The organism is Niastella sp. (assembly GCF_045805085.1).
Lineage (GTDB): Bacteria > Bacteroidota > Bacteroidia > Chitinophagales > Chitinophagaceae > Niastella.
Genome location: NZ_JBJMLX010000389.1, coordinates 35,661 through 42,304 on the forward strand (window position 1 = coordinate 35,661; position 6,644 = coordinate 42,304).

The window sequence follows — 6,644 nt, forward strand, 5'->3', positions numbered from 1 at the left end:
AGAAAGGAAGCAACCGGGAATTACTGATCTTTTTAGGGTAGTTGTACGGAATATTATAACGCCCAATCAGGAAGGATAAACCGAAGATGCCGGCAAGTTATAAACTATTTTTATTCAATGTACATTTCTTGAATTGATATTGGTCAAGAAGGAGAAGCTGAGTAGTATTGCTTATGTAAGGCTTGCAGCAACTTTAGTGATCTCGTAAACAAAATTCAGCTTAGGAGTTTCGCCAAAGTAGGTGACTTCCTGCTGACCTACCTTTATGGCACCGAGACGCGCAATAGCAATTTGTGACCGGATGTTTTCTGCTCCAATATGGAAATAAACCTTATCCACATATTTAAAAATATAGTTCAATAGTAAAGCTTTAACCGCCAGGTTAATCCCTTTACCCCAGTATGCTGTGGCATAAAACGTGTAGCCGATGAAGATGTTATTGTCTTTGGAGTTGTAATCATAAAAGCGGGTACTGCCAATGGCTAACCCGGTAGTTTTGTCAATGACCAGGAATGCGCCGCCGCTTTGAATGGCCCCCTCAAAAAAGGTGCTGAATACGTCTTTTTTCCAGCGATCCTTATTGGGATGTTGTTGCCAGATTGCAGGATCGGCTGCAACATTATAGAGCATCTCGAAATCCTGCTGTTGTAATGGACGCAAAATAACACGCTCATTTTCCAATGTGGGTTGCAGATCTACATTCATGGATTTAAATTCTATTTGCGAATGGCAAAGCTAAGAAGGCATTGAATTATATTTATAGTCCAATTTTAAGAAAATGTGTAGTCCGATTACTTCACCCCGCCACTCCAAAACCAGTTCCCCTCCTCAGTATAATACCATTTGCCATTGCCATTTACTGTTTCGCCCTGCATGGTAAACCCATCATACGCCAGTTGAATGCCGGCATTGACCATGTTCGTTATTTTGTACACTTTGCCCGGACCGGCCCGCAGGTTCAGCCGCGTAAGCGTGGTTACCTTGCCAGACTTTTCGGTTTTGCTTATCTGTCCGTTCACCACCTGGGTGCTGCCATTAACCAGGGCGATCAGTTTATCCATATCCACCTTTAAACCCGGACAGTTCTTTAAAGAATAAATTTCATGATGTCCTATAATATGCAGACGATCAGCGGGAATGCTCCAACGCTGGCAAAGTCCTCTTATTAATTGAGCGCTGGTGGCGTACATGGCGTCTGTCCATTCGCTGCTTTCATTGCCTTCGTGTTCAACCCCAATGGTGTAATAGTTGGGATTGATGAACATGCCGTCGGAGGTCTTCTTAATAAGCGGCCAGGTAGGATCGTGAATACGGCCGGCATGCCAGGCGGTATCAGTTTCATCGACATATTGATGTACTTCGCCGTTCTTACCAATACCATAATGGCTCGATACCTGCGACAGCGGGCTTATGAACCAGCCGTCGGTACCTTTCAGGGTGCCATCCATAATATGAATAACAATGGCTTCAGGCCGGTAAGTCCTTCTTCCCTGTGTAAAGTTGGGACTAGCTACTGATGTGATGTTCATATAAACGTTTTAACCCTGTGCAGGTGTGTTCAAGGCTTCATCCACCACTTTTTCCGTCAGGGCTTCCGAAGCAGTTCCTCTGTTTTCTGTGATCTTTAAAGCCGCATAGGTAGCCGAGCTTAACCCAAGCAGGATCAAATTATTGTCGCTGACAATTGGAATTAAAAAATCGGTAGAATGCAGCAGGCAATTAGCCAGGTTGGGATCGCCTTTGACGAAATCGGACATGCAAAAGCCGGGATCGCCCAGGTTGCCCAGTACCGATGAAATGAACCAGATACCAAAAATGGTATTGAATAAAACGGCCTGGAACCGTTGAATGCTCACCCCGTTTTGATCGGATAAAATGTCTAAGAAAAAATTGGTGGTCTTGATGTCCTGATGCCGGAAGATCAACGCATTCTGCTGATCGCCCAGATCAATAACCCGGGCAACGGCTGTGGTGCCGGCGCTGATGCCCAGTAACACAAGGGTTGAATGATGCAGATTGGGCGCATGACCGGTTTGAATGATAATAGAGGTAAACGCCGTAATAATGATCACCGACCACCAGGCCAGTTGTACCCGCGACCAGCTATAGGGGCGCGGACTGGCCTTGCTCAGGTCGCGCAACATGTTGAATTTTCTGTCGCAAACGACAACACAGGCAGTTAAAATGGCAAATAAGGCCCAGAACTGAAAAACCATAAGGAGTTGTTTTTAAGGGACATTGTTTTGACAATCCCTTTACTTTCAAAGGGAATGCCGGATTTCAAAAACCAAGAGTTTCTACTTACGATTTAATCGTTCAAATTGAAGATTACCGGTAAATATCGCTTCCGCAGCGCATAACCGGCAGGTATAGGGGGTGTGAATGCATGAAGATATATAGACATTAATTAATAACAAAAGGAAGTTATACGTGATGCGGTAGTAAAAGTACGAGTTGACCAGTTGACGAGTTGATCAGTTGACGAGTTAACAAGTTGACGAGTTAACAAGTTGACGAGTTGACAAGTTAACCAGGGAAAGAGTGGGAGTTAAGAGTTCTGGGTGGGCAGGTTGATAGGAGGGTTGATAAAGTTGACGGAGTTGAAAAGGAACAAATGGTTCTTGGCTTGGTCTCCTTCGCCCCTGAGCAAAGACACGGCTTACCCTTCTTCGCAAATTCTTCGCAAGTTCTTCGCAAATTTGCGAAGAAGCCTACAAGGATTCTAAGAGAAGTCTAAAAGGATTTGCGAAGAAATTTGCCTTGCCCGCCGTCCGTGTGTCGCCGAAGCTTTAGCGGAGGCGCAAGTTTTAGCGTAGGAGGGCCTTCTGCTTTGCACGCTGAAGCTTTAGCGTAGGAGGGCCTTCTGCCTTCTGCCGTCTGCCGTCTGCCTTCTGCCTTCTGCCGTCTGCCTTGCCACTGTGAACCTAAAACGCAGCATTCAGAACGCCAAACTGCCTATTTGAGATTAACTGTCAACCAATTAATGACAGCATCTGCCATGGAACTGACATTTTTTCATCCTTCCTGCCCACGGCATAATCATTGATAACCATAAGAGAACATTAAATTCAGCATATATGGGAAAGATAATAGGAATTGACCTCGGTACCACAAACAGCTGCGTGGCAGTAATGGAAGGTAATGAACCCGTGGTAATTGCCAATGACGAGGGACGCCGTACCACCCCGTCTGTTGTGGCTTTTTTAAAGAACGGCGAAAGAAAAGTAGGCGATCCGGCTAAACGCCAGGCTATCACCAATCCGCACAATACCATCATGAGCGTTAAGCGTTTCATGGGTCGCAGGTTTGACGAGGTGACAGAAGAGATCAGCCATTGGAGCTACAAAGTAGCTAAAGGTGACAATAATACGGTACGTATTGACATAGACGGCCGCTTATATACACCCCAGGAAATTTCAGCCATGATCCTTCAAAAAATGAAGAAAACAGCTGAAGATTATCTGGGTCAGGAAGTAAATGAAGCCGTAATTACCGTTCCGGCTTACTTTAACGACGCACAACGCCAGGCTACCAAAGAAGCAGGTGAAATTGCCGGTTTAAATGTACGCCGTATCGTGAACGAGCCTACGGCTGCCGCCCTGGCTTACGGTCTCGATAAAGGCAGGCACGACCAAAAGATCGCCGTATTTGACCTTGGTGGCGGTACATTCGATATTTCTGTACTGGAACTGGGTGATGGCGTTTTTGAAGTAAAATCAACCAATGGTGATACCCACCTGGGTGGTGACGACTTCGATAAAGTGATCATGGACTGGCTGGCCGCTGAATTCAAAAATGAAGAAGCTGTTGACCTGCGTAAAGACCCAATGGCCTTACAGCGTTTGAAAGAAGCTGCTGAAAAAGCCAAGGTTGAATTGTCTTCTTCAACAGAAACAGAGATCAACCTGCCATACATTACTGCTATCGATGGTGTACCTAAACACCTGGTTAAAAAATTAACCCGCGCCAAATTTGAACAGCTGGCCGATAAATTATTCGAACGCTGTCTGAAACCTTGTGAGCAGGCGCTGAAAGATGCCGGTTTATCAACTTCACAGATCGATGAAGTGATCCTGGTAGGTGGTAGTACCCGTATTCCTAAAGTACAGGAAATAGTAGAAAAATTCTTTGGCAAAAAACCTAACAAGGGTGTGAACCCCGATGAGGTGGTAGCCGTAGGTGCTGCTATTCAGGGTGCGGTATTGACCGGTGAAGTAAAAGACGTACTGTTGCTCGACGTAACTCCGCTGAGCCTGGGTATTGAAACCCTGGGTAATGCCATGACCCCGTTGATCACAGCCAACACAACTATTCCAACCAAGAAATCAGAAATATTCTCAACCGCCAGCGATAATCAACCTGGTGTTGAGATTCATGTACTGCAAGGCGAACGTCCGCTGGCTAACCAGAACAAAAGCCTCGGTCGCTTCCAGTTGACAGACATTCCACCTGCACCACGCGGTATGCCTAAGATCGAAGTTATTTTCGACATCGACGCCAACGGTATCCTGCATGTAACAGCGAAAGACCAGGGCACTGGTAAAGAACAAAAGATCCGGATTGAAGCCGGTAGCGGTTTAAGCAAAGAGGAGATTGAAAAAATGAAAGCCGAAGCAAAGGCCAATGAAACCAGTGACAAGGCTGCCCGCGAAAAGATCGACAAGATCAACCAGGCCGACAGTTTGATCTTCCAAACAGAAAAACAACTGAAGGAATATGGTGACAAGATCCCGGCCGATAAAAAAGCGCCTATTGAAAATGCGTTGAACAAATTGAAAGAAGCGCACAAGTCACAGGACATTGAAGCCATTGATGCGGCTTCAACCGAAATGAACAATGCCTGGACAGCAGCCAGCGAAGAGTTGTACAAAGCTACACAAGGCCAGCAGCCTGGTGGCGAACAACCCGGAGCCGGTGGCAACCAGCAACAGGGCGGTAACAACGGCGGTGGCGGCGAAAACGTAACCGACGCCGAGTTTGAAGAAGTGAAATAAGGGACGAGGATTACAATAAATAACAAACCCTTCCGGTTAGCCGGAAGGGTTTTGTTTTTAAATGATATCCATATTCGCCTGCTGACCGTTTTGGGCTAATTCAACGCGAATATTTATTTGATTTTTAAGGACCAAACTCCGTTCCTATCTTGCAGCCAATTAAAAAAAATTAACCCTATTATGCAACCGCTGATCCGTAACCTCGGGATATTATTATTCCCTTTGGTTTTGTTTTCCTGTCACAAATCCCACAACGACACTACAAACCCCAACGCTACAATACTGCGTATTTCGAGAGTTATACAGCATGTTTCCTCTCAGCCGGCAAATAAGAGTATGGTCATTGATTTTACATATGACGACCAGCAACGGCTTAATAAATTTATTTTTTCAACAGGTGACCAATCAACCGGCACCCTGATCGTTACACCGGTAGATAGCTTTCAATACTATTATAACGGCACAGAGAAAAATTCTTTTAAAGCCAGCAACACCACCCCCGCAGTCAGCCTGGGAATAGAAGTGACGTATTTTAGATTTAACAATGCGGGGCAGGTGATCAATGATTCAGTAATATTCACCGGCAATTCAAGCTATTCCACCCGCGAATACACGTATGCTACCGACAAAATACTGGTAAAAAACAGTTCCTTTTACACAGGATCGGGAAATAGCCAGTTAACCGACACTTTTTTGATAAAGGATAATAACGTTGCTGAAGTACATTATGGCAACCCCTCTGCGGCATACAATACTACCAGGTATTATAAATGTACCTATGATAATAAAATTAACCCGGTAAATAAATTAAACTTTGCCGCCCTGAAACCGGTAGATGGTATAACAGGATTTCCTTCTTACCTGGCGCCAGGTGCTTCAAAAAATAACATTGTTGAGTTTACAAGAGGAATTATCAATTATCAGGGCATGTTTATGCCCGAGCAAACAACAATACTCACCTATACTTATAATAGCGACGGTTTGCCCGAAACATGCATTATGAAAACCGACCAGGATACTTATACCGTAACCTATTTTTACGAATAAAGAAGTGCTTCTGTAAAACAAAATCCCTCCCGGCAACACCAGGAGGGATTTTTATTTTAACCGAGTATGTTTCAGCCGATGAATCACTATGTGTTTTCTATTTACTGAAATAAATCAACGCATAATGACGGGTTACCAATGTTCTTCGGTATTTTGAATACTTTTTTGATCTGAACCCAATTTGAGGTTGCTTTTGAAGAAGATGGATCTTTATTGATAGTACACCATGAAATCGATCCAAAACTGACTTTGGCCAGGCTTCTGATAAATAAGCAACTATTTCCCAGAAATCCTTTTGTGCGACAGCTGTCCAAACTACTTCTTTCTCCATTCTTCAAACCGTTGCATCAATTCCTGGTGGCTAATGTAGTTACCCTTTCCATATTGAGTCTCCGATTCCTTTACCAGGTTTTTATCAGCTTCGGTTAATTCGTCCCACCAATCTTCAACCGCTTTATCTGTTTCCAGTAATGCCATTTTCACCCGCCTTCGCTGTCGCTTCGGACGGGCAGGTATTTGCTAATTTTCACATTAAATGATCTCCATCTTCTCCATCAAAAACGAAGCATTTTTATTTTTCGCGACGCCGCGTTGCAGGGTATA

At 44.5% G+C, this 6,644-nt stretch carries 7 protein-coding genes; 2 read left to right on the forward strand and 5 right to left on the reverse strand.

Going from position 1 to position 6,644, the window contains the following annotated elements:
• Nucleotides 1–171: 171 nt before the first annotated feature.
• From ACJ751_RS20300 to ACJ751_RS20310, 3 genes are all read right to left on the reverse strand, one after another.
• Complete coding sequence (locus ACJ751_RS20300) at nt 172–705, reverse strand: GNAT family N-acetyltransferase (RefSeq protein WP_407747349.1); 534 nt, start codon at nt 703–705, stop codon at nt 172–174.
• Nucleotides 706–791: 86 nt separating this feature from the next.
• Nucleotides 792–1,529: an N-acetylmuramoyl-L-alanine amidase gene (locus ACJ751_RS20305; RefSeq protein ID WP_407747350.1), complete on the reverse strand. Its 738-nt coding sequence runs from the start codon at nt 1,527–1,529 to the stop codon at nt 792–794.
• A 9-nt stretch (nt 1,530–1,538) separates the two neighbouring features.
• Nucleotides 1,539–2,216 (reverse strand): hypothetical protein, encoded by a 678-nt coding sequence (locus tag ACJ751_RS20310; RefSeq protein WP_407747351.1) that lies wholly within the window; start codon nt 2,214–2,216, stop codon nt 1,539–1,541.
• 861 nt (nt 2,217–3,077) lie between these two features.
• On the opposite strand from ACJ751_RS20310, the gene dnaK reads away from it, so the two are divergent.
• Both dnaK and ACJ751_RS20320 read left to right on the forward strand, forming a co-directional pair.
• Complete coding sequence (dnaK, locus tag ACJ751_RS20315) at nt 3,078–4,994, forward strand: molecular chaperone DnaK (protein WP_407747352.1); 1,917 nt, start codon at nt 3,078–3,080, stop codon at nt 4,992–4,994.
• A 336-nt stretch (nt 4,995–5,330) separates the two neighbouring features.
• A complete protein-coding gene (locus ACJ751_RS20320; protein ID WP_407747353.1) occupies nt 5,331–6,041 on the forward strand; it encodes a hypothetical protein in 711 nt (236 codons plus the stop codon).
• A gap of 97 nt (nt 6,042–6,138) precedes the next feature.
• On the opposite strand, the gene ACJ751_RS20325 is transcribed toward ACJ751_RS20320, so the two are convergent.
• Together ACJ751_RS20325 and ACJ751_RS20330 are read right to left on the reverse strand one after the other, a co-directional pair.
• Nucleotides 6,139–6,372: a type II toxin-antitoxin system RelE/ParE family toxin gene (locus tag ACJ751_RS20325; RefSeq protein ID WP_407747354.1), complete on the reverse strand. Its 234-nt coding sequence runs from the start codon at nt 6,370–6,372 to the stop codon at nt 6,139–6,141.
• Nucleotides 6,357–6,518, reverse strand: coding sequence for a hypothetical protein (locus ACJ751_RS20330; protein ID WP_407747355.1), 162 nt, complete (start codon nt 6,516–6,518; stop codon nt 6,357–6,359). Before ACJ751_RS20330 ends, ACJ751_RS20325 begins: the two co-directional genes overlap by 16 nt.
• Between the last annotated feature and the right edge of the window lie 126 nt (nt 6,519–6,644).